18 protein-coding genes and 1 riboswitch are annotated in these 22,991 nt (G+C 71.0%); of the genes, 16 read left to right on the top strand and 2 right to left on the bottom strand.

All coding sequences use genetic code 11. The features are described 5' to 3' along the window. Positions 1–232: 232 nt before the first annotated feature. On the top strand, positions 233–3,787 hold the full coding sequence (mfd, locus tag OG595_RS16510; protein WP_329272794.1) for a transcription-repair coupling factor: 3,555 nt from the start codon (positions 233–235) through the stop codon (positions 3,785–3,787). A 153-nt stretch (positions 3,788–3,940) separates the two neighbouring features. On the opposite strand, the gene OG595_RS16505 is transcribed toward mfd, so the two are convergent. After that, positions 3,941–4,129 (bottom strand): Rv0909 family putative TA system antitoxin, encoded by a 189-nt coding sequence (locus OG595_RS16505; protein WP_329272793.1) that lies wholly within the window; start codon positions 4,127–4,129, stop codon positions 3,941–3,943. Positions 4,130–4,337: 208 nt separating this feature from the next. Between OG595_RS16505 and OG595_RS16500 the strand changes: the two genes are divergently transcribed. Next, complete coding sequence (locus tag OG595_RS16500) at positions 4,338–5,084, top strand: HNH endonuclease family protein (RefSeq protein ID WP_329272791.1); 747 nt, start codon at positions 4,338–4,340, stop codon at positions 5,082–5,084. A gap of 289 nt (positions 5,085–5,373) precedes the next feature. Further along, complete coding sequence (locus tag OG595_RS16495) at positions 5,374–6,132, top strand: N-acetyltransferase (RefSeq protein ID WP_329272789.1); 759 nt, start codon at positions 5,374–5,376, stop codon at positions 6,130–6,132. A 129-nt stretch (positions 6,133–6,261) separates the two neighbouring features. Here the strand turns inward: OG595_RS16495 and OG595_RS16490 are convergent, their stop codons facing one another. Then, positions 6,262–7,071, bottom strand: a complete 810-nt coding sequence (locus tag OG595_RS16490) for a hypothetical protein (protein WP_329272787.1) — start codon at positions 7,069–7,071, stop codon at positions 6,262–6,264. A 463-nt stretch (positions 7,072–7,534) separates the two neighbouring features. On the opposite strand from OG595_RS16490, the gene OG595_RS16485 reads away from it, so the two are divergent. The 13 genes from OG595_RS16485 to OG595_RS16425 all read left to right on the top strand — a co-directional run bounded on the left by OG595_RS16485 (position 7,535) and on the right by OG595_RS16425 (position 22,989). Beyond that, on the top strand, positions 7,535–9,988 hold the full coding sequence (locus OG595_RS16485; protein ID WP_329272784.1) for an N-6 DNA methylase: 2,454 nt from the start codon (positions 7,535–7,537) through the stop codon (positions 9,986–9,988). A gap of 164 nt (positions 9,989–10,152) precedes the next feature. Continuing rightward, complete coding sequence (locus OG595_RS16480) at positions 10,153–10,827, top strand: hypothetical protein (RefSeq protein WP_329272781.1); 675 nt, start codon at positions 10,153–10,155, stop codon at positions 10,825–10,827. A 38-nt stretch (positions 10,828–10,865) separates the two neighbouring features. After that, positions 10,866–12,347: a protein kinase domain-containing protein gene (locus OG595_RS16475; RefSeq protein WP_329282935.1), complete on the top strand. Its 1,482-nt coding sequence runs from the start codon at positions 10,866–10,868 to the stop codon at positions 12,345–12,347. A gap of 121 nt (positions 12,348–12,468) precedes the next feature. Beyond that, complete coding sequence (locus tag OG595_RS16470) at positions 12,469–13,299, top strand: glycoside hydrolase domain-containing protein (RefSeq protein ID WP_329282934.1); 831 nt, start codon at positions 12,469–12,471, stop codon at positions 13,297–13,299. A 202-nt stretch (positions 13,300–13,501) separates the two neighbouring features. After that, positions 13,502–14,164, top strand: coding sequence for a SurA N-terminal domain-containing protein (locus OG595_RS16465; RefSeq protein ID WP_329272778.1), 663 nt, complete (start codon positions 13,502–13,504; stop codon positions 14,162–14,164). A gap of 150 nt (positions 14,165–14,314) precedes the next feature. Next, complete coding sequence (locus OG595_RS16460) at positions 14,315–15,370, top strand: nucleoside triphosphate pyrophosphohydrolase (protein ID WP_329272776.1); 1,056 nt, start codon at positions 14,315–14,317, stop codon at positions 15,368–15,370. A 151-nt stretch (positions 15,371–15,521) separates the two neighbouring features. Further along, positions 15,522–16,829 carry a cytochrome P450 family protein gene (locus tag OG595_RS16455; RefSeq protein WP_329272773.1) on the top strand — a complete coding sequence of 436 codons (1,308 nt, stop codon included), beginning with the start codon at positions 15,522–15,524 and terminating at the stop codon, positions 16,827–16,829. Between the two features lie 171 nt (positions 16,830–17,000). After that, on the top strand, positions 17,001–18,005 hold the full coding sequence (locus OG595_RS16450; protein ID WP_329272771.1) for a transglycosylase family protein: 1,005 nt from the start codon (positions 17,001–17,003) through the stop codon (positions 18,003–18,005). A gap of 184 nt (positions 18,006–18,189) precedes the next feature. Further along, a riboswitch (cyclic di-AMP (ydaO/yuaA leader) is annotated at positions 18,190–18,362 on the top strand. 3 nt (positions 18,363–18,365) lie between these two features. Then, positions 18,366–19,085 carry a transglycosylase family protein gene (locus tag OG595_RS16445; RefSeq protein ID WP_329272769.1) on the top strand — a complete coding sequence of 240 codons (720 nt, stop codon included), beginning with the start codon at positions 18,366–18,368 and terminating at the stop codon, positions 19,083–19,085. A gap of 409 nt (positions 19,086–19,494) precedes the next feature. Then, positions 19,495–20,781, top strand: coding sequence for a phosphopyruvate hydratase (gene eno, locus OG595_RS16440; protein WP_053741659.1), 1,287 nt, complete (start codon positions 19,495–19,497; stop codon positions 20,779–20,781). A 100-nt stretch (positions 20,782–20,881) separates the two neighbouring features. Continuing rightward, entirely contained in the window at positions 20,882–21,358 is a 477-nt protein-coding gene (locus tag OG595_RS16435) for an FtsB family cell division protein (protein ID WP_329272767.1), read from the top strand. A gap of 25 nt (positions 21,359–21,383) precedes the next feature. After that, positions 21,384–21,914 carry a DUF501 domain-containing protein gene (locus OG595_RS16430; RefSeq protein WP_329272766.1) on the top strand — a complete coding sequence of 177 codons (531 nt, stop codon included), beginning with the start codon at positions 21,384–21,386 and terminating at the stop codon, positions 21,912–21,914. Positions 21,915–22,047: 133 nt separating this feature from the next. Then, positions 22,048–22,989, top strand: a complete 942-nt coding sequence (locus OG595_RS16425; protein ID WP_329272765.1) for a Ppx/GppA phosphatase family protein — start codon at positions 22,048–22,050, stop codon at positions 22,987–22,989. Positions 22,990–22,991: the final 2 nt, after the last annotated feature.

Here is a 22,991-nt window from a genome sequence, read left to right as displayed (position 1 = left end):
CCGGTCCGCTGATGCGGGCCTGCGCTGCCGAAGCGGTGGGGACAGGTGGGCGGAAAACGGGTTTGCGGCGACCGGACCCCCCGGAGGGGCCGATGCGCCGTACGTTGCCCACAGGCGCCGCGCCTGTCCGTGCGGCGTCGTACGCTGGACACCCCCCCGGCCCGTCAGACGTGTCGGGCGGCTCGCGTTGCCCACCCCTCACGCCCTTCACGCTCCTCACGAAAGCCCCATCATGAGCCTGCACGGTCTGCTCGACGTCGTAGTCAAGGACGCCGCCCTCGCGGAAGCGATCAAGGCCGCCGGCGACGGCAACCGTATGCACGTCGACCTGGTCGGACCACCCGCCGCGCGCCCCTTCGCCGTGGCCGCGCTGGCCCGCGAGTCCGGGCGCCCGGTGCTGGCCGTCACCGCGACCGGGCGGGAGGCCGAGGATCTCGCCGCCGCCCTCAGATCGCTGCTGCCGCCGGACACGGTCGCCGAGTACCCGGCCTGGGAGACCCTCCCGCACGAGCGGCTGTCCCCCCGCAGCGACACCGTGGGCCGCCGCCTCGCCGTACTGCGCCGCCTCACGCACCCCCGCGCCGACGACCCGGAGACCGGCCCGGTGTCGGTCGTCGTGGCCCCCGTCCGCTCCGTACTCCAGCCGCAGGTCAAGGGGCTCGGAGAGCTGGAGCCGGTCGCGCTGCGCACCGGTCGGACCGCCGATCTGGGCACGGTCGTCGAGGCGCTGGCCGCCGCCGCGTACTCGCGCGTCGAGCTGGTCGAGAAGCGCGGCGAGTTCGCCGTACGCGGCGGCATCCTCGACGTGTTCCCGCCCACCGAGGAGCACCCCCTGCGGGTGGAGTTCTGGGGCGACGACATCGAGGAGATCCGCTACTTCAAGGTCGCCGACCAGCGCTCCCTCGAAGTCGCCGCGCACGGACTGTGGGCACCGCCCTGCCGCGAACTGCTGCTCACGGAGGAGGTGCGGGAGCGGGCCGCGGCGCTCGCCGAGGCTCATCCGGAGCTCGGTGAGCTGCTCGGCAAGATCGCCGAGGGGATCGCGGTCGAGGGCATGGAGTCCCTCGCCCCCGTGCTCGTCGACGACATGGAACTGCTGCTCGACGTCCTGCCCAAGGGGTCCATGGCCGTCGTGTGCGACCCGGAGCGGGTGCGGACGCGGGCCGCCGACCTGGTGGCGACCAGCCAGGAGTTCCTTCAGGCGTCCTGGGCGGCCACCGCGGGCGGCGGCGAGGCGCCCATCGACGTCGGCGCGGCCTCCCTGTGGTCCATCGCCGACGTCCGGGACCGGGCCCGCGAGCTGGACATGATGTGGTGGTCGGTGTCGCCGTTCGCCGCCGACGAGGAGCTGACGGATTCCTTCGCCGCCGACGCGACGGCGGACACGCTCAAGCTGGGCATGCACGCGCCCGAGACCTACCGCGGGGACACCGCGAAGGCGCTCGCCGACACCAAGGGCTGGCTCGCGGACGGCTGGCGCACGGTGTTCGTCACGGAGGCGCACGGCCCGGCCGCCCGTACGGTCGAGGTGCTGGGCGGCGAGGGCATCGCGGCCCGCCTGGAGGCGGACCTGACCTCGCTGACCCCCTCCGTCGTGCAGGTGGCGTGCGGCTCGATCGACTTCGGGTTCGTCGACACGAAACTGAAGCTCGCCGTACTGACCGAGACCGACCTCACCGGGCAGAAGGCCGCCGGCAAGGACGGCGCCCGCATGCCCGCCCGGCGCCGCAAGACCATCGACCCGCTCACCCTCGAAACCGGCGACTACATCGTGCACGAGCAGCACGGTGTGGGCCGGTACATCGAGATGGTCCAGCGGACCGTGCAGGGCGCGACCCGCGAGTACCTCGTGGTCGAGTACGCGCCCGCCAAGCGCGGCCAGCCCGGCGACCGCCTCTACATCCCCACCGACCAGCTCGAACAGATCACCAAGTACGTCGGCGGCGAGGCACCCACCCTCCACCGGCTCGGCGGCGCCGACTGGACGAAGACCAAGGCGCGCGCCAAGAAGGCCGTCAAGGAGATCGCCGCCGACCTCATCAAGCTGTACAGCGCCCGCATGGCGGCCCCCGGGCACGCCTTCGGGCCCGACACGCCCTGGCAGCGCGAGCTGGAGGACGCCTTCCCGTACGTGGAGACGCCCGACCAGCTGACCACGATCGCCGAGGTCAAGGACGACATGGAGAAGACGGTCCCGATGGACCGCCTGATCTGCGGCGACGTCGGCTACGGCAAGACGGAGATCGCCGTCCGCGCCGCCTTCAAGGCCGTCCAGGACGGCAAGCAGGTCGCCGTCCTCGTCCCCACGACTCTCCTCGTACAGCAGCACTTCGGCACCTTCGGCGAGCGCTACTCCCAATTCCCGGTCAACGTCAGGGCGTTGAGCCGCTTCCAGACGGAGACCGAGGCGAAGGCCACCCTGGAGGGCCTGCGCGAGGGCTCGGTGGACGTCGTCATCGGCACCCACCGCCTGTTCTCCTCCGAGACCAGGTTCAAGGACCTCGGGCTCGTCATCGTCGACGAGGAACAGCGGTTCGGCGTCGAGCACAAGGAACAGCTGAAGAAGCTGCGCGCCAACGTCGACGTGCTGACGATGTCCGCCACCCCCATCCCCCGTACGCTCGAAATGGCGGTCACCGGCATCCGCGAGATGTCGACGATCACCACCCCGCCGGAGGAACGCCACCCGGTGCTGACCTTCGTCGGACCGTACGAGGAGAAGCAGATCGGCGCCGCGATCCGCCGCGAACTCCTGCGCGAGGGCCAGGTCTTCTACATCCACAACCGTGTCGAGTCCATCGACCGCGCGGCGGCCCGGCTGCGGGAGATCGTCCCCGAGGCACGGATCGCGACCGCCCACGGCCAGATGTCCGAGCAGGCGCTGGAGCAGGTCGTCGTCGACTTCTGGGAGAAGCGGTACGACGTCCTCGTGTCGACGACGATCGTCGAGTCCGGCATCGACATCTCCAACGCCAACACCCTCATCGTGGAGCGCGGAGACAACTTCGGCCTGTCCCAACTCCACCAGCTGCGCGGGCGAGTCGGGCGCGGGCGGGAGCGCGGGTACGCGTACTTCCTGTACCCCCCGGAGAAGCCCCTGACCGAGACCGCCCACGAGCGGCTGGCGACCATCGCCCAGCACACGGAGATGGGCGCGGGCATGTACGTCGCCATGAAGGACCTCGAAATCCGCGGCGCCGGAAACCTCCTCGGCGGCGAACAGTCCGGGCACATCGCGGGAGTCGGCTTCGACCTCTACGTACGGATGGTCGGCGAGGCCGTCGCGGACTACCGGGCATCACTGGAGGGCGGGGTGGAGGAGGAGCCGCAGCTCGACGTCAAGATCGAGCTCCCGGTCGACGCCCACGTCCCGCACGACTACGCCCCCGGCGAGCGCCTGCGCCTCGCGGCCTACCGAGCCATCGCCTCCGCCAACACCGAGGCCGACATCAAGGCCGTACGGGAGGAACTCGTCGACCGCTACGGCAAGTTGCCCGAGCCGGTCGAGAACCTGCTGCTGGTGGCGGGGCTGCGGATGCTCGCGCGGGCCTGCGGGGTTGGTGACATCGTGCTCCAGGGCACCAACATCCGCTTCACGCCGGTGGAGTTGAGGGAGTCGCAGGAGCTGCGGCTCAAGCGCCTCTATCCGGGGACGGTCATCAAGGCGAACGCGCACCAGATCCTCGTACCGCGTCCCAAGACGGCGAAGGTGGGCGGAAAGCCGGTGGTCGGGCGGGAGTTGCTCGGCTGGACCGGGGAGTTCCTGACGTCGATCCTGGGATCGTGAGCGCGTAGGGGCGGGAAGTCGCAAGGTGCGGGAAGCGACAAGGGTCAGGAAGTGCCAAGTGGGAGCCGCCCGTGGCCCGTTGGGGGCTGTGGGCGGCTCCTTCTTCTTGTGCTGCTTCTGCCTTCTTGTCTCAGGCTTCAAGGGCCTCCGGGGCTATGGCTGTTCGGGCCTGTCGCGATCACGGTCCATGCCCATCGAGCCCTCGATCCGCTGCTGCGCGGCGTCGACCTGGCTCGTGTACTTGTTGCCCGTCTTCTCGTTGACCTTCTTTTCCGCGGCGTCGGAGACCTTCTGTCCCGTCTTGCCGCGCATCTGGTCCTTGAACTTGTCGAGGATGCCCATCCAGAGCTCCTTCCGGAGGTGAGTCAGCAATGACGATACGCCCGGTATGCGGAATACGCCCCTTGAGCGCCGTTGGGCGCCCCTGTGGTGGGGAGAGGCCGGCCGATAGCCTGTCGACCAGCTGAATACTGCGGGCGAGCGCGGGAACTGGCAGTAGCGGGCGGGGACGGGAACGGGCAGTGAACGGGCAGCAGGGGAGGGGCGCAACGTGGTGTGTCTGAGGGGTGGGGGCGTCGCCGCCGTCGTACTCGTGGTGGCGTTCGGCGTCGGCGGGTGCAAGGGCGAGAGCCTGGGGTCCGCAGGGCCCGAGGAGAGCGCGAGCGGTGCGGCGGGCGGGGGAGGCAGTGGCGGGGGAGCGGCGCTCGCGGCTGTCGACTCGCTGACCGTGAAGGGGCGGGCGCCCAAGACGGGATACGACCGGGACCGGTTCGGCACCGCGTGGGCGGACACCGACTCCAACAAGTGCGACACCCGCGACGACATCCTCAAACGGGACCTGGTCGACGTGCGGTTCCGCAGCGGCGGCTGCAAGGTGTCGGCGGGGAAACTCGATCCGGACCCCTACAGCGGCAAGGACGTGACGTTCACGCGGGGCCGCAGCGAGGTCGACATAGACCACATCGTCGCGCTCTCGGACGCCTGGCAGAAGGGCGCCAAGTACTGGGACGCCAGCAAGCGCATAGCGCTGGCCAACGACCCGCTCAACCTCCGTGCCGTCGACGCGAGCACCAACCGCAGCAAGGGCGACGGCGACACGGCGACCTGGCTGCCGCCGAACAAGGCGTACCGCTGCACGTATGTCGCCAACCAGGTCGCCGTGAAGAAGAAGTACGAACTGTGGGTCACGGAGGCGGAGAAGACCGCGATGAAGAAGGTGCTGTCGGGGTGCGCCGGGCAGGAGTTGCCGACCGGAGGCAACCCGACGGAGGCGCCCGCGCGGTTCCACGCGAGCTGAGGCTTGTTGCCGGGGGTGGTGAACCGGCGTCGGTGTGGGCGTCTGCTGAGGGCTGCCGCCCCCAGGCCCCCGCTTCGGCCTGAACGGCCTTGTCCTCAAGCGCCGGACGGGCTGAATGGTGCCGGACGGGCTTGAAAGGTGCCGGACGGCTGAATGGTGCGGCGTCGGGCTTGAATGGCGCGGCCCCCGGGCTCGAATGGCGCGGCCCCGGGCTGGAATGTGCCGCCCGGGGCTGGATGGTGCCGCCCGGGGCTGGGGCGTGACGCGGGATCCGGTTACCGTTTCGCCCATGGAGCTGAAGGTGTCGTCCCTCGCCGAGCGCCCCGAGATGTACCGGCAGGTCGTCGAAATGCCCGACACCTGGCCGGAGGTGATGCTGCACGACTTCACGGGCAACGCCCACTACGACCGGATCGCCACCGAACTCCCGGAACACGTCCTGTTCGCCGAGGACGAGCGGGGTGAGGTCGTCGCACACGCCTACAGCGTGCCCTTCGCGCTCGCCGTCGAGGGGCGGGGCGGCCGGAGCGGGGGCGAACTGCCCGCGCGTGGCTGGGACCAGGTCCTGGTGTGGGCGTTCCAGGACCTGCGCGCCGGTACCCGTCCGGACACGGTGAGCGCGATCTCGATCGTCGTCTCCCCGCACGCACAGGGCGCGGGACTGTCCGGACGCATGCTCGCGGCGATGCGGGACAACGCCGCCGCCCACGGATTCCGCGAGGTCGTCGCGCCGGTCCGGCCCAGTGCCAAGCACCTGGAACCACGGACACCGATCAGCGAGTACGCGTACCGGGTGCGCGAGGACGGGTTGCCCCACGACCCCTGGCTGCGTGTGCACGCCCGGGCCGGCGCCACGATCGTCGCCATCGCACCGGCGTCGATGTGCGTCGCGGCCTCGCTGGAGGAGTGGCGCGCCTGGACGGGCCTGCCCTTCGACCGCGACGGCGAGGTGGAGGTACCCGGGGCGCTGACACCGGTGCGGTGCGACGTGGGACACGGGTACGCGGTGTACGTGGAGCCCAACGTGTGGATGCGGCACACCTTGTGAGCGGTGGTCCGGTGGTCCGGTGGTCCGGTGGTCCGGTGGTCCGGTGGTCCGGTGGTCCGGTGGTCCGGTGGTTCAGTCGGTCAGCGGTTCAGTGGGTCAGTGGTCCGTCCGGTGTTCCGGCGGCGGGGCTCAGCCGTCCAGTGCGTCCAGGTCGAGGATCTCGCCGCTGGGCTTCCGGGCCGAGACGGGCTTGTCGTAGTCGCTGAAGACGATGGTCCCCGGGTCCTTCGCCGACTTGCTGTCGACCCGCAGGAGATAGGGCTTGCCCTCACTGGCGACGTACATCGTGTACGTGTCCTTGCCGTCCTTCTCCGTCACGACGGCGGCAGGCGCACCGCCGACGGTCGTCGCGGTACCGCGCGTCACGTTGGAGCCGGCTGCCGACCCGGCGTCCTTGAAGTCGGTGAGCGCGCTGTCCAGGTCGCAGAAGCCCGCGATGTCCTTGGCGTCTGAGCCGGTCGCGGACATCTTGGTCCATTTCCCGGCCAGCATGGCCACGACCCCGTCGGTCTCCTCCTTCGACGAACCCTCGCTCTGCGCCCGCAGGAACTTCTCGTCGTACTTCATGTAGAGGGTGGTGCCGGACTTCACGAGATCGGCCTTGCCCTCACCGTTCATGCTCATCGTCCCGGCACAGTCGCCCCGCTTGTCGAGGGCCATGTCGATCCGGATCGTCCCGCCGCTCTCGTCGTCCGGGACATCGCCCGTCATACGGAGCGACGAGGCGCCCGAGGTGGCCGCCAGCGCCCGATCGACTATCTCGCCGCCGGTCAGCCCGGCGAAGGGGTCCTTCGGTTCGGCGGTTGCGGTGGCAGCCGACTTGCCTGCTGTTTTGTCGGCCGTCTTGTCGGAAGCCTTGTTCTCGCCGCTCTGGCAGCCGGCGACCCCTGCGACGGTGGCGGCGGTGAGGCAGAGGGCGGCAAGTGTGTTTCGGCGCATGGGAGTTCCTCCGGGTTTTCGTGGTGGTGGCGATGGTGGGGACGAGCAGAGTTGAACTGGGCTGAAACGAGTGGAAATGAGATGGGCTGGGCTGAGAAGGGTGGGCGGCGGTGGCGTAGTCCCCGGCGCTTCGCCACCGCCGCCCGGCTGGGGACAGTGAAAGGAGGGACGGGTGGCCCGTAGGAGCTGGACCGGGTGAAGGCTGGAGCAGGAGGAAAGAGGGCGACCGCCTTCTTCCCGCGGGCCGCTCGTTCGCTGGGTCAATAACAGCAGAGCGTGTGAACCGAGTCAACACGATTCACGCGAAGTCTTGTGTACACGCCGTGAATGGGTAGATCTTGCGTACGTCGGTATGCTCGGCGTCACACTGAAGCGAGGGCTGCACGACCAGGGCTGTGTACGGGAAACGGAGCCGCACACGGGAACGCCGAGGGTCGTGCGCTGGACGAGGGGAGCGCGGCGCGTGCAGGACAACGCCACGGAAGTGACCGCCGCCGGAATCGCACGGCTCGCGGGCGTCGGCCGCGCCGCCGTCAGCAACTGGCGCCGCCGTCACGCCGACTTCCCGAAGCCTGTCGGCGGTACCGAGACCAGCCCCGCCTTCGCGCTCGCCGAGGTCGAGTCCTGGCTCCGCCACCAGGGAAAACTCGCCGAAGTGCCCCTCCGTGAACGCGTCTGGCAGCAACTCGTCGGCCACCCCGAGGGCCCGGCCACCGCCCTCGTCCACGCGGGCTGCGTCCTGCTGCTCATCCACGACCGCCCGACCGTCTGGCTGGAACTCGGCGCGGTCTCCGACGAACGCCTCGCCGCCCGCCTCCCCGCCTCGCTGGAACAGGTGATCGCCCCGCGTTTCGGCCTCGCGGGGAAGCGCGGGGTTCACACCTCGCCGGCCGTGCGGGCAGTTCACACGGCGCCGGCCGCACGAGGGGTTCACAGCCGGACTGATGTTCGGGGGGTTCACACTCCGCCGGGTGAGCGCGACGTGCCGAATGTGAACGGGCCGGGCGGTGTGAACAACTCGGCCACTGTGAACACCCCGCCCGGCGTACACGCCTCCCCTTCCGCGCCCGGCGTACACGCCTCCCCTTCCGCGTCCGGCGTGCACGCCTCCCCTCCGGCATCCGGCGTTCACACCACCCCCACCTCGCCCCGCGTACACAGCTCGCCCGCCGTACACAGCGACAGCATCGCCGACGCCCTCGCGGTCGCGCCCGCCGACGCACCGGCAGCGGCACCAACACCCGCACCCGCACCCGCCGTACACACGCCCACCGGCCCCGAACTCCTTCCCTCCGTCCCCCTTCTCCGCGGTGTCGCCGAGCTCGCCGCCGAGCTGGGGGCGCGGCAGGCCTACGAGTTCCTGGTCGGGCGGCATCTCGACGCCAACCCGCGGCAGTACACGCTCACCCCGGCCGAGCTGGCCCGGCTCATGGGGGACCTCGCCGGCCCGGCGCGCACCGTCCTCGACCCGGCCTGCGGCACCGGTGCGCTGCTGCGCGCCGTTCCCGCGCGGGGTGCGCGGGAGGTCGAACGGGACGATTCCGAGCGGGAGTTGTACGGCCAGGACAGTGCCCCTGAGCTGGCCGCGCTCACCGCCCTCCGGCTCGCACTCCAGGGCCGGAACGTGGTCGTCCGCACGGCCGCCGGGGACGCGCTTCGCGCGGACGCCTATCCCGGGCTCAGGGCAGACGCCGTCCTCTGTCATCCGCCGTTCAACGAGCGCAACTGGGGGCACGACGAACTCGCGTACGACGCCCGCTGGGAGTACGGGTTCCCGGCCCGCAACGAGTCCGAGCTGGCCTGGGTGCAGCACGCGCTCGCCCGGCTCAGGGACGGCGGCACCGCCGTACTGCTGATGCCGCCGGCCGCCGCGTCCCGGCGTTCGGGGCGTCGCATCCGCGCCGATCTGCTGCGGCGCGGGGCGCTGCGCGCGGTGATCGCGCTGCCGGTCGGCGCGGCACCCCCGTACAACATCCCGTTGCACCTGTGGGTGTTGCGGCGGCCCGGCAAGGCGTCCGCGCAGCCCGAGGTGCTGCTCGCCGACACGGGGACCGTCGCCGAGCACACCGGGCGCGACGGGCTCGACTGGGAGGCCGTGCGCACCGCCGTTCTCGGCGCCTGGCGGCCCTTCGAGCGGGCCGGTACGGCGGTCGAGCAGCCGGGCGTCGCACGGTCCGTGCCCGTCATCGAACTCCTCGACGACGATGTCGACCTCGCCCCGGCCCGTCACCTCCCGCCCGCCGCCGCGGGCGACGGCGAGCACCTGAGCGACGTACGGGACCGGCTCGGCGAGACCCTGCGGCTGACCGTGGACCTCACCCCGCCCGCCCCCGCCGGGCCCACCGGGGAGCAGCCCGGGCGCTGGCCGCTCATCACCATCGGCGAACTCGCGCGCGGGGGCGCCCTGGTGATGCGTACGGGCGGAAACGGCGGCCACGCGCGCGTGCCCGTGCTCACCGACCAGGACGTCCTCGCCGGAACCGCTCCCTCCGGCACTCTGCCCGAGAGCGACGAGGCGGCCGTGCGGGTGGCGGCCGGGGACGTCGTCGTGCCGGTCCTCGGCGGCGGGTCCGTCGCGCGCGTGGTGGACGACGCGACCGCGGGGGCCGTTCTCGGCCGCAGTCTCGTTCTCCTGCGGCCCGATCCGGCCGCCCTCGACCCGTGGTTCCTCGCCGGCTTCCTGCGCGGTACCGCCAACAACCGGCAGGCCAGCAGCTACGCGTCCACCGCGACCCGGCTCGACGTCCGCCGACTGCAACTGCCCCGGCTGTCGCTGGACGAACAGCGGCGCTACGGAGCGCGGTTCAGGGCGCTCGCCGAGTTCGAGGAGGCCCTGCGGCAGGCGGGCCGGCTCGGCGGACAGCTCGTGCGGGGCATGTACGACGGGCTGACGGACGGGACCGTCGCACCCGACTGACCTACTGACGCAGCCAGGACGACAGGACCGCGGGACGACAGGACGACAACGGTTCGGTACAACCCGGACCCGTTGTCGGCGTCGGCCTATACGCTCGAACTCCGACACCGAACCTGTCACTCGTACGCCCGTCCCCGTCGGCATCCCCCGGTCCAGGAGCAGTCATGTACGGCCCCGGCGCGCCGCCGCCCACCCGCAGCATGGGCACCGTCATCACCCTGCGCGTACTGATCGCCGCCGCCGGGTTCCTCTCGTGCGGCCTCATGGCGTGTCTGCCGCTGTTCCGCGTCGCCTTTCTGCGCGGCAGGTGGTTCAACTGGGCGGCGGCCTGGGTGAGTCTGCCGCTGTCCATCGTGTGCTTCGCGGTGGTCGGCACGGTGGAGGAGAACAACGTCAAAGGCGACATCGCCCTCGGCACCGTGTTGGTCCTGGGTGCCCTGGCCAGCACGTACTTCCTGGTCATGGACATACGGACGGACAACAGGCAGTACCGGTACGCCGGTTACGCGCCGGCCGGAGCCGCGGCCATGGCTCCCGGGTACGGCTACCCGCCCCCGTCCGTGTCGCCGTACGCGAACATGCAGACCGGGCCGCAGCAGCCCCCCATGCCCCACACGCCGATACCCCAGCCCCAGCCCCATACGCCGGCACCCCGGCCGCCCGTCGCCCAGGGCCCCGTACCGCCTCCGCCGCAGCAGCGCCCCGCGCCCGCGCGTATCGACCAGGTGCGCGCCGAACTCGACGAGCTCAGCGACTACCTGCGCAAGCACGACAGCAACGGCAACGGCAATAGCAGTGGCAGTGGCAACCACAACAACAGCCCTGAGGGCGGACGGTGAGTGTGGCGACGGGCCGAGTCATCGCCGACCGGTACGAACTGTCCACGCTCATCGGACAGGGCGGTATGGGCCAGGTGTGGACGGCGTACGACCAGCGGCTCGACCGGCGCGTGGCCGTGAAGCTGCTGCGGCCGGACAAGGTCGCAGGCCAGGAGGCCGACGAACTGCGCCGCCGTTTCGTGCGTGAGTGCCGGGTGACCGCGCAGGTCGACCACCCCGGGCTCGTCACCGTGCACGACGCGGGCAGCGAGGGCGAGGAACTGTTCCTCGTCATGCAGTACGTCGACGGCGCCGACCTCTCCGACCACCTCGCCGAACACGACCCCTACCCCTGGCAGTGGGCCGTCGCGGTGGCCGCGCAACTGTGCGCCGTGCTGAGCGCCGTGCACGCCGTGCCGATCGTTCACCGCGACCTCAAGCCGCGCAACGTGATGGTGAAGCAGGACGGCACGGTCACCGTCCTCGACCTGGGCGTCGCCTCCGTCATGGACACGGACACCACCCGCCTCACCCACACCGGTTCACCCATCGGCTCGCCCGCCTACATGGCCCCCGAGCAGGCGATGGGCGGCGCGGTCGGCCCGTACACCGACCTGTACGCACTCGGCGTACTCCTCCACGAACTCCTCAGCGGGGACGTGCCGTTCTCGGGTTCGACGGCCCTCGGGGTGCTCCACCGGCACCTGTACGAACCGCCGCTGCCCGTGCGCCGGCTCAGACCCGAGGTGCCCGAGTCGCTGGAGGCGCTCGTCCTGCGGCTGCTCGCCAAGGACCCCCAGCACCGGCCCGCCTCCGCGCAGGAGGTGTACGAACACCTGGCGCTGCTCCTCCCGGAGCGCGGGATGCCCACCGGGGCGCCCCTCGACCCCACACGCCCCTTCCTGCGCCCGCACGCCCCCTGGCCGGACCGCGCCCGCACCCCCGCGCCCCAGCCGACGGCAGCCCCGGCGGCCGAGCGGCCCGACGTCGCCGGAGCCGTCGACGAGGTCAAACGCCTCCTCGGTGAGGGCCGGATCACCCAGGCCGTCGACATCCTGGGCGGGATCCTGCCCGCCGCCGCCGAACAGCACGGCGAGCACTCCCCGGTCGTCCGCACCCTCCGCAAGCAGTACGCGGCCACCCTCATGGACGACGGCCAGTACCGTCGCGCCCTGCCCGAACTCCGCCGCCTCGCCGACGAACGCGCCGCCGAGGCCGGCCAGGCCGACCCCCAGGCGCTGCGCTTCCGCTACGAGGCCGCCCAGTGCCTCGAACAGCTCGGCGAACCCGCGGCGGCCCTCGCCGAGTACCGCGCCCTGCTGCCGTACTACGAGAACCAGTACGTCGCCGGCGACCCGGAACTCGCCCTCGACGTCCGCCGCCGCATCGGCCACCTCCTCCTCGCCCTCGGCGACCGCACCGCCGCCCGCGACACCCTCGCCCGCCTCCTCCACGACGTGGACCGACTGCGCGGCCCCGGACACCCGCTGGCGGCCGAGATCCGACGGACCCTGGAGTGGCTGGGGCAGGTGCGCGGCTAGGGTTTGCCGTGGCTTGAGGGAATCTTGTGGGCCTCTGGAGCCGGTTTTTCCCGAACACGGGAACGACGCCGGTTACGTTGCGACCTGCTTTCGTGTCACAGAACCAGGGGTGGGTTACGTGGTGTCCAGTCACCGGCAGTCCAAGAAGCGCCGATACGTCACCTGGGCGGTGGCCGGCGCGGCCGTCGTCGCCGGGGCCGGACTCGCCGCGCAGTCGTCGATGGCCGCCACCACCTGGCCCGCCCAACGCACCTACACCGGCCGCGCGTTCGACACCTGCACCGCACCCTCCCTCGCCGCGATGAAGGCCTGGCGCACCAACAACTTCTACGGCGCCGCGGCCGTCTACATAGGCGGCAAGAACCGCGGCTGCGCCCAGCCCAACCTCACCGCGTCCTGGGTGAAGTCGGTCAGCGCCCAGGGCTGGAAACTCATCCCCCTGTACGTCGGCGCCCAGCCCTCCTGCCAGACCGGCTCCAGCCCCGAGAAGATCACCGCCGCCACCGCGGCCTCCCTCGGCGCGGCGGACGCGGCGGACGCGGTGACCAAGGCATCGGTGCTCGGCATGAAGGCCGGCAGCCCGGTCTACCTCGACATGGAGTCGTACGACATCACGAACAAGGCGTGCAACGACGCCGTACTGACGTACGTGCGTGCCTTCGGCAAGGCGCTCCAGGCCAAGACGTACCGCACCGGCTACTACGGCTTCACCAGCTCCAGCGCGAAGGCGATAGCCCAGGCCACCGACCGCACCAACCTGCCGGGCAACATGTGGTACGCGCTGTGGGACAAGCAGAACACCACCACCGCGGACTGGCCCTTCGCCGCCACGCTGTGGACCAACCACAGCCGGGCCCACCAGTACATGGTCAACAGCAAGGAGACGCGCGGCGGTTACACGATCACCGTGGACCGCAACGCGTGGGACGCACCGGTGGCGATCACCGGCTGACACGGCCAGGGCGGACATGGCGGGATGGCGGTGCCCGAAGTCCCGGTGAATCGTTGGTCGAATGGCTTGGCCAGAGCCCGGCCACTGCCTAACATCGATCACCGCAAGACTTTGTGCGCCCGCCCGTCGCCCGACCGCCACCCCTCAACGAGGCGCTGCGCGCCGCACCTGCTGGTCTGCACAATCTCCTCAGGAGGCTTCCTTGCACCGCCGTCGTCGCACCGCGCTGTTCCTGTCCGCCGCGATCGTCGCGGCGGCACCGCTCCTCACCGCCTGCGGAAACGACGCGCATCCCGGCGCGGCGGCCGTCGTCGGCGGGCAGCGGATCACGGTCGCGCAGCTGGAGAGCAGGGTGAACGAGGTGCGCGCGGCGCAGCGGGCGGCCACCTCGGACGAGGCCCAGTACGCGCAGGCCGTCGCCAGAACCGGCAGCCTCACCCGGGACACCCTGCACACGATGGTCCTCGACCGCGTCCTGAACCAGGCCGCGAAGAACGCGGGCGTGACCGTGACCCGCAAGGACGTCCAGACCCTGCGGGCCTCCCTGGAACAGCAGGCGGGCAGCGCGAAGGCCCTGTCGGACGCGTGGCTCCAGCAGTACGGCGTCGCCCCGGCACGCCTCGACGACAGCCTGCACACCGAGATCGTGGCCCAGAAACTGGCCGCCGCGCTCGGCGCCGACATGAACTCGCCGGACGGCCAGGCCACGTTCTGGAAGGCGATGTCCGAGGCCTCGAAGACCCTCGACGTCGACCTCAACCCGCGCTACGGCAGCTGGGACGTCCAGAAGAGCAGCCGCGTCGACGCGAAGACACCCTGGGTACGGGAGATCACGGCGGCGCAGACGGCCGAGGAGACGGCGTAACGGCCATGAGGTAACGGCCACGGCGTAACGGTTGTCCGTACGGATGTGCGGATGCGTGCGTGTACGCGTGTGCGGGCGCCGGTGTGCACAGGGGTGGCAGGCCTGTGGACAACCGCTGGGGCTGTCGGCGGGGTGAGTTACGTTCGGAGGGTGAACGCAACCAGCGGCTTCGAGACCGCTCCGGAGACGGAGACCGACCCCGGTCGTGTCGTCCTGCTCACCACCAGCCACCGCGTCGCCCCCGGCCTGCTGTCCTGGCCCGCCTGGCAGACCCTGCACGCGGCCGACCGGGTGCTGTGCGCGGACGGTGCGCATCCGCAGCTGCCGTATCTGCGGGAGGCCGGCATAGCGGTCGAGGAGGCCTCCCCGACCGCCGAGGCGCTGATCGACGCCTGCGCGGGAGGCCGGACGTCCGTGGTCGTCACGACCGGCGAGGGCGACCCGGCCCTCACGGACGGCCTGGCCCGCCTCGCCGGCTCCGGCCGCGTCCGGATGCCGGACCTCGAACTCCTCCCCGCCTCCTACGACCTCCCCGGCGCCCGCCTCCTCGACCTCGTCCAGGTCATGGACCGCATCCGCCTGGAGTGCCCCTGGTCCTCCCGCCAGACCCACAGAGGCCTGGCGAAGTACGGCATCGAGGAGGCGTACGAACTCGTCGAGGCGATCGAGGAGGGCGACCGGGACGAACTGCGCGAGGAACTCGGGGACGTCCTGCTCCAGGTCGTCTTCCACGCCCGCATCGCCGAGGACGGCATCGAGGCGGGCAGTGCGGAGGACGGCGAGGAGGGCACGGCCCCGTTCTCGATCGACGACGTGGCGGCCGGCATCGTCACCAAGCTGATCCACCGCCACCCGCACGTCTTCGGCGACGAGACGGCGTCCACCCCGGAGGACGTCAAGGAGCACTGGCTGCGCACCAAGGCGGTCGAGAAGCAGCGGGAGTCGGTGACGGAGGGCATCCCCCTCGGCCAGCCCGCCCTGGCGCTGGCGGCGAAACTGGCGTCGCGGGTGCACACGGCGGCCCTGGACGTCCCGCTGCCCCAGGGCGAGGGCATCGGATACGAGCTGCTGGAGATGGCGGTACGGGCGGAGCGCGAGGGCGTGGACCCGGAGGCTGCACTGCGGGCCGCCGCGCGGGCCTATCGGGACGCGGTGCGGGTGAGGGAAGGGGTGGCCGGGGTCTCCGGAGCGGCTACGGGCGAGTGACGGTGCCCTGAGCCGGGCCCGCCCCTCACGGAACCGCTCCCCAGGGTCGATGCTGAGGCCTGGGCGGCACGGGAGGCGTGCCGGAAGTGTGGCCGTCCCGGAGCCGAGAGGGCCCCGCGGGAGCCGTCCGCCCTCCCGATACCGTCACCGGGTGACCAACCAGCCCCTCTCCACGCCTCCGACCCCCGCCCCCGAACTCTTCACCTGGGAGTTCGCGACGGACCCCTACCCCGCCTACGCCTGGCTCCGAGAGCACGCCCCCGTGCACCGGACGAGACTTCCCAGTGGCGTCGAGGCCTGGCTGGTCACCCGTTACGTCGACGCCAAGCAGGCCCTCGCCGACCCCCGGCTCTCCAAGAACCCGGCTCACCACGACGAGCCCGCGCACGCCAAGGGCAAGACCGGTATCCCCGGTGAGCGCAAGGCCGAGCTGATGACCCATCTGCTCAACATCGATCCGCCGGACCACACCAGGCTCCGTCGGTTCGTCGCCAAGGCGTTCACTCCGCGCCGTGTCGCCGAGTTCGCGCCCCGCGTCCAGGAACTCACCGATCACCTGATCGACCGGTTCGCGGCGAACGGCTCCGCCGATCTCATCCACGAGTTCGCCTTCCCGCTGCCCATCTACGCGATCTGCGACCTGCTGGGCGTACCCCGCGAGGACCAGGACGACTTCCGGGACTGGGCCGGGATGATGATCCGGCACGGGGGAGGGCCCCGGGGCGGGGTCGCCAGGTCCGTGAAGAAGATGCGGGGCTATCTCGCCGAGCTGATCCACCGCAAGCGCGAGGCGCTGACCGACGTGCCCGAACCCGGCGAGGACCTGATCTCCGGGCTCATCCGTGCCTCGGACGAGGGCGAGCACCTCACCGAGAACGAGGTCGCGGCCATGGCGTTCATCCTGCTCTTCGCCGGTTTTGAGACAACCGTGAATCTGATCGGCAACGGCGTCCACGCCCTCCTCACCCACCCCGAGCAGCGCGCCCGACTCCAGGCGTCCCTCGCCGTCGAGGACTCCTCCCTCCTCGAAACCGGCATCGAGGAACTCCTCCGCTACGACGGTCCCGTCGAGCTGGCCACCTGGCGCTTCGCCACCCGGCCGCTCAGCGTCGGCGGGCAGGACATCGCGGCCGGCGATCCCGTCCTCGTCGTCCTCGCCGCCGCCGACCGGGACCCGGCGCGGTTCGCCGACCCCGACACCCTCGACCTCGCCCGCCGGGACAACCAGCACCTCGGATACGGCCACGGCATCCACTACTGCCTCGGCGCCCCGCTTGCCCGTCTGGAGGGGCGCAGCGCGCTCGCCACCCTTCTCACCCGCCTCCCCGACCTGCAACTCGGCGCAGATCCAGCCGAGTTGAGGTGGCGGGGCGGACTCATCATGCGCGGACTGCGTACCCTGCCCGTCGAGTTCACGCCGGTTCGGGGAACCGGGCACGCGGCGTCGAAGGGGTCGTAGAGGATCGCGGGAAGGTGACACTCCCTCAACAATGTGATCTTCACGTGATCTGCGCGGCATTAACTTGTGACAAGTGATCGCCTGTCGATACGTTCGTGCACCAGTGCGATGCCTTGCATCACTCGCATCACCCGTCGCACCGCTCCTCGCTGTCTCGTGAAAGGCCATCGCATGCTCTCCGGGAACGGTCGTCACCGTCGCCCCCGTCAGGCCCCGGCCGCGCTCGTCGCGGCCGGTGTGGCAGGCTCCGCCATCGCGATCCCGCTGCTCGGTGCGACCGGCGCCAGCGCGGCCAGCGGTACCACCTGGGACCGGGTCGCGGAGTGCGAGAGCGGCGGCTCCTGGAGTGCCGACGCCGGCAACGGCCACTACGGCGGGCTCCAGTTGACCCAGGCGGACTGGGAGAAGTACGGCGGTCTCGCGTACGCCGGGAGCGCCGACCAGGCCAGCCGTTCGCAGCAGATCGCCATCGGCGAGAAGATACTCGCCGACCAGGGGGCGGGGGCCTGGGAGGCCTGCGCACTGCTGTCCGGGCTCGGCAAGGACACCGCCTCGGCCGACGTCGACACCGGCGTGGCCGGGGGTGGCGCCGACGATGCCGCGGACGGGACCTCGGGCCTGGGTCTGGCCTCGGGCTCGGACTCCACTCCCTCCTCCTCGACTTCGGCGTCACCCACCCCTTCGGGGTCGCCCTCTGTCGACCCCTCGGCCCCGACCGACGCCTCCGGCTCGTCGCCGTCCTCCGTGCCGTCCCTCGGGGCCACGACCGGCCCCGGCGACTCCGCCGGGTCGGCCATCTCCCTGTCGCCGTCCCCTTCCGCCCCGTCGCCGGGCGCGGGCGGCGAGGCGGAAGGGAGTGTTTCGCCCGTGGGCTCCGCAACGGGTGAAGAAGGGGGCAAATCCGGGCGCAGTGCGGGAAATCAGGTTGGTGAAGTCGGCGCCGAGGCGTCCGTCGGCGCCGAAACCCCCGCCGGTACCGGTCGTCACCGCGGCCAGGCCGAGGGCTCGTACGCCGGCAGTGTCGGGGGCGTCCTCTGGGGTGTCACCGACTCGCTCGATCTCGCGGGCGGACAGTCCGGGACCCCCGCCGGGACCGAGTCCTTCCTCGACGCGGACTCGGGCCTCGTCCTCCCCGGTCAGACCCTTGCGCTAGGTAGCGAACCCGGGCAAAACTAACCGGAGTTCACGTCATGGTTTGACGCTGAATGTCCGTTATCGATGCGGTGAGACAAAGGTCTCAGAAGCCCTGATCGTCTTTGTATTTCGGAGGATCAGCTGTTTACGGTCGTCATCGCCCGCCACAGTGGGCCCCGCCGGTCGTAACGCCGAATCCTGCCAACGGCCGTACGGGAACAGTCGTCGCTATCAAGCGCCGTAGGCAGGAGCGGGGGACCCAAGGTAAGTGCCGCACCGGGCAGTTGTCCCGGAGCGGCTTGGGGTGAAGCCGTACGCCGCCCGAGAGGGACGTACGGCCGGGCAACTCAACCGGCCCGAACCCGACAGCTCACCTCGCAGGCGTCGGTGAGGGGATCACGCATGCTGTTTACCGGTAAGGGCAAGCACCGCCGTCCGTCCAAGGCCACCCGGGTCGTCGCCATCGCCGGTGTCACCGGTGCCGCGGTCGCCGCTCCGCTCCTCGCGGCCGGCTCCGCCTCCGCCGCCACCTCCGCCGAGTGGGACACGGTCGCCCAGTGCGAGTCCGGTGGCAACTGGTCCATCAACACCGGCAACGGCTACTACGGCGGCCTCCAGTTCTCCGCCTCGACCTGGGCCGCGTACGGCGGCTCGGCGTACGCCTCCACCGCCGACCAGGCCTCCAAGTCCCAGCAGATAACCATCGCCGAGAAGGTCCTCGCGGGCCAGGGCAAGGGTGCCTGGCCGGTCTGCGGCACGGGCCTGTCCAGCGCCTCCTACAACGGCGGCGCGAGCAGCGGCACCGGCACGAGCGACAACAGCTCGTCCAGCAGCTCGAACAGCTCCAGCAACTCCGGCGAGACCTCCACCCGCTCCACCGACAACCAGCCGGCCTCGCGTTCGCAGGACCGGCCGGCCGCGAAGAAGACCGTCACCACCCCGACCGGCAAGAAGGTCAAGAAGGGCGACGGCGAGTACAAGGTCGTCAAGGGCGACAGCCTGAGCGCGATCGCCGAGGCGCACGACGTCAAGGGCGGCTGGCAGAAGCTCTTCCAGCTGAACAAGGACATCATCGACGACGCCGACTTCATCTTCCCGGGCCAGCAGCTGCACCTCAGCTGACGCGGCTGACGCGGCTGCACCTCGGCCGACGCCGCTGCGGCTCGGCCGAACCGCCGCCGACCCCGGCACCTGCGGGCCGGAACCCTCCCCGCATCCCGGCCGGTTCGTAGGTGAACCACAGGGCTCTCACATCCGTGCCTTCCATAGTGAGGGCCCGTGAGGGTCACCCCCGTCCCCCACGGGCTCCCCGCTTCGGTGCGTCTTCCCCCGTACGCACCGGAGCGGGGCTTTTTGTTCCCTGGGGGAACAATGTTTACCCTGGGTTCCGTTCATGTTCCGTCCATGGGGTGGTCGGACGGCTGGCCGATCCCCCGGAGCCGGTTAGGCTCATCAACGCGGAGCCGCTGCGGCCCCGTACCCGCGCGAGGCCCAGCAGCCCCGCGTACCCGCGTCACATCCCATGAAGGAGATGCTCGTGCCGTCCATCGACGTCGTCGTAGCCCGGGAAATCCTCGACTCGCGAGGCAACCCCACCGTCGAGGTCGAGGTCGGCCTCGATGACGGCAGCACCGGTCGTGCCGCCGTCCCGTCCGGCGCCTCCACGGGAGCCTTCGAGGCCATCGAGCTGCGCGACGGTGACCCCAACCGCTACCTCGGCAAGGGTGTCGAGAAGGCCGTCCTCGCCGTCATCGAGCAGATCGGCCCGGAGCTCGTCGGCTACGACGCCACCGAGCAGCGCCTCATCGACCAGGCCATGTTCGACCTGGACGCCACCGACAACAAGGGCTCCCTCGGCGCCAACGCCATCCTCGGCGTCTCCCTCGCCGTCGCCCACGCCGCCTCCGAGGCCAGCGACCTCCCCCTCTTCCGCTACCTCGGCGGCCCGAACGCGCACCTGCTGCCCGTCCCGATGATGAACATCCTCAACGGCGGCTCCCACGCGGACTCCAACGTCGACATCCAGGAGTTCATGATCGCCCCGATCGGCGCGGAGTCCTTCTCCGAGGCGCTGCGCTGGGGCGCGGAGATCTACCACACCCTCAAGAAGGTGCTGAAGACCAAGGGCCTGTCCACCGGTCTCGGCGACGAGGGCGGCTTCGCCCCGAACCTGGAGTCCAACCGCGCCGCCCTCGACCTCATCATCGAGGCCATCAAGCAGGCCGGTTACGTCCCCGGCGAGCAGATCGGCCTCGCGCTCGACGTCGCCGCGTCCGAGTTCTACAAGGACGGCAAGTACGAGTTCGAGGGCAAGTCCCGCACGGCCGCCGAGATGACCGAGTACTACGAGGAGCTCGTCTCCGCGTACCCGCTCATCTCCATCGAGGACCCGCTGTACGAGGACGACTGGGCCGGCTGGAAGACCATCACCGACAAGCTGGGCGACAAGGTCCAGATCGTCGGCGACGACCTCTTCGTCACCAACCCGGAGCGCCTCGCCCGCGGTATCGAGGAGGGCTCGGCCAACGCCCTGCTCGTCAAGGTCAACCAGATCGGCTCGCTGACCGAGACCCTGGACGCCGTCGAGCTGGCCCAGCGCAACGGCTTCAAGTGCATGATGTCCCACCGCTCCGGCGAGACCGAGGACGTCACCATCGCCGACCTCGCCGTCGCCGTGAACTGCGGCCAGATCAAGACCGGCGCCCCGGCCCGCTCGGACCGCGTCGCCAAGTACAACCAGCTCCTGCGCATCGAGGAGATCCTCGACGACGCGGCGGTGTACGCCGGCCGCAGCGCCTTCCCCCGCTTCAAGGGCTGACCAACCAGGGTTAAGGCATAGCCAGTCGTACGTACGTCCCCGTACCCGGTCCCGTACCGTGTGCGGGGACGTACGCGCGTGTGAAGGGGAGGCGGGGAACATGGCCGTGAAGGACCGGGACCGGTTCTCCACCGCGACCAGGATCAAGCTGCTCGGCGAGCAGACGGCGGCCCGCGTCTACCGCTCCCAGACCAAGCGCCAGGCCCGCCGCTCCCGCCTGACCGGCCGGGCGGCCCTGCTCGCCCTGGTCCTCTGCACGTTGATCGTGGCCCTCGCCTACCCGATAAGGCAGTACGTCTCCCAGCGCGCCGACATCGCCGACATGGAACGCGAGCGCGACCAGGCCAGCAGGCGGGTCGAGCAGCTCCGCGACCTGAAGGCACGCTGGCAGGACGACGCGTACGCGGAGCAGCAGATCCGGCAGCGGCTGCACTACGTGCTGCCCGGCGAGACCGGGTACATCGTGATCGACCCGGACGCGGCGAAGCAGTCGCGCGCCGACCTCGGCGCGGCCGACCGCCCCTGGTACGCGAACGTCTGGGACGGCGTGGACAAGGCCGACGCCGCCGACCAGTGAATTGAACGGAACAGAAAAGACAGGTATGGACACGCCCCCGCCTCCCACCCCGCGCACCGAGCCGACCGACGCGGACGTCGAGGCCTTCAAGCAGCAGCTGGGCCGCCCGCCGCGCGGGCTGCGCGCCATCGCGCACCGCTGCCCCTGCGGGCAGCCGGACGTCGTCGAGACGGCTCCGCGGCTGCCGGACGGTACGCCCTTCCCCACGACGTACTACCTGACGTGTCCGCGCGCCGCCTCGGCGATCGGCACGCTGGAGGCGAACGGCGTGATGAAGGAGATGACGGAACGTCTCTCGACGGACCCGGAGCTGGCCGCCGCCTACCGGGCCGCGCACGAGGACTACATCGCCCGCCGTGACGCCATCGAGGTCCTGGACGGCTTCCCGAGCGCGGGCGGCATGCCGGACCGCGTGAAGTGCCTGCACGTCCTCGTGGGCCACTCCCTGGCCGCCGGCCCCGGGGTGAACCCGCTGGGCGACGAGGCGATCGCGATGCTGCCGGAGTGGTGGGCGAAGGGCGCGTGCGTGGTGCCGGGCGGGTGCGGTACCGAGTGACTTACGCCCCTGCCCGTCCCTCCTCCCGCCGGGGACCCCGCCGGGATCCCCACCGGGGGCTGCGCCCCCAGGCCCCCCTTCGCGCTGAACGCGCTCGTCCCCGAACGCCGGACGGGCTGAAATGGACCTGCCCATGACCCGCGTCGCCGCCATCGACTGCGGTACGAACTCGATCCGCCTCCTCGTCGCCGACGCCGACCCCGACACGGGTGAACTCGTCGACCTGGACCGGCGGATGACCATCGTCCGGCTCGGCCAGGGCGTCGACCGGACGGGGCGGCTGGCTCCCGAGGCGCTGGAGCGGACCTTCGCGGCCTGCCGGGAGTACGCCGCGGTCATCAAGGAGCACGGAGCCGAGCGGCTGCGCTTCGTCGCGACGTCCGCCTCCCGGGACGCGGAGAACCGGGACGAGTTCGTACGGGGCGTACTGGACATCCTGGGTGTCGAGCCCGAGGTCATCTCGGGCGGGCAGGAGGCCGAGTTCTCCTTCACCGGCGCCACCAGGGAACTGACGGGCCGCGACGACCTCGCCAAGCCCTACCTCGTCGTGGACATCGGCGGCGGCTCGACCGAGTTCGTGGTCGGCGACGACCAGGTGCGCGGGGCACGCTCCGTGGACATCGGGTGCGTACGGATGACCGAGCGGCACCTGGTGCGGGACGGCGCCGTCACCGACCCGCCCACCGAGGAGCAGATCGCGTCGATCCGCTCGGACATCGAGGCGGCCCTGGACCTGGCGGCGGAGACGGTCCCGCTGAGCGAGGCCCGCACCCTGGTGGGCCTGGCGGGCTCGGTCACCACGGTGTCGGCGATCGCGCAGAACCTGACCGCGTACGACCCCGAGGCCATCCACCACTCCCGGGTCTCCTACGACCGCGTCCGCGAGATCACCGAGACCCTTCTGAGGTCCACCCACGCCGAGCGCGCGGCGATTCCCTCCATGCATCCGGGGCGCGTCGACGTCATCGGCGCGGGGGCGCTCGTACTGCTCTCGATCATGGAGCGGATCGGGGCGTCGGAGGTCGTGGTGAGCGAGCACGACATCCTCGACGGCATCGGATGGTCTTTGGTCTGACC

The sequence above is a fragment of the Streptomyces sp. NBC_01451 genome (genome assembly GCF_036227485.1).
Classification (GTDB): Bacteria; Actinomycetota; Actinomycetes; order Streptomycetales; family Streptomycetaceae; genus Streptomyces.
This window is presented reverse-complemented; position numbering and strand designations above follow the sequence as displayed.

Bases quoted from the DNA above. Each gene is read 5' to 3' on its own strand.
- mfd (WP_329272794.1), top strand. From the start codon at position 233: ATGAGCCTGCACGGTCTGCTCGACGTCGTAGTCAAGGACGCCGCCCTC.
- OG595_RS16505 (WP_329272793.1), bottom strand. From the start codon at position 4,129: ATGGGCATCCTCGACAAGTTCAAGGACCAGATGCGCGGCAAGACGGGA.
- OG595_RS16495 (WP_329272789.1), top strand. From the start codon at position 5,374: ATGGAGCTGAAGGTGTCGTCCCTCGCCGAGCGCCCCGAGATGTACCGG.
- OG595_RS16490 (WP_329272787.1), bottom strand. From the start codon at position 7,071: ATGCGCCGAAACACACTTGCCGCCCTCTGCCTCACCGCCGCCACCGTC.
- OG595_RS16480 (WP_329272781.1), top strand. From the start codon at position 10,153: ATGTACGGCCCCGGCGCGCCGCCGCCCACCCGCAGCATGGGCACCGTC.
- OG595_RS16450 (WP_329272771.1), top strand. From the start codon at position 17,001: ATGCTCTCCGGGAACGGTCGTCACCGTCGCCCCCGTCAGGCCCCGGCC.
- OG595_RS16445 (WP_329272769.1), top strand. From the start codon at position 18,366: ATGCTGTTTACCGGTAAGGGCAAGCACCGCCGTCCGTCCAAGGCCACC.
- eno (WP_053741659.1), top strand. From the start codon at position 19,495: ATGCTCGTGCCGTCCATCGACGTCGTCGTAGCCCGGGAAATCCTCGAC.
- OG595_RS16435 (WP_329272767.1), top strand. From the start codon at position 20,882: ATGGCCGTGAAGGACCGGGACCGGTTCTCCACCGCGACCAGGATCAAG.
- OG595_RS16430 (WP_329272766.1), top strand. From the start codon at position 21,384: ATGGACACGCCCCCGCCTCCCACCCCGCGCACCGAGCCGACCGACGCG.
- OG595_RS16425 (WP_329272765.1), top strand. From the start codon at position 22,048: ATGACCCGCGTCGCCGCCATCGACTGCGGTACGAACTCGATCCGCCTC.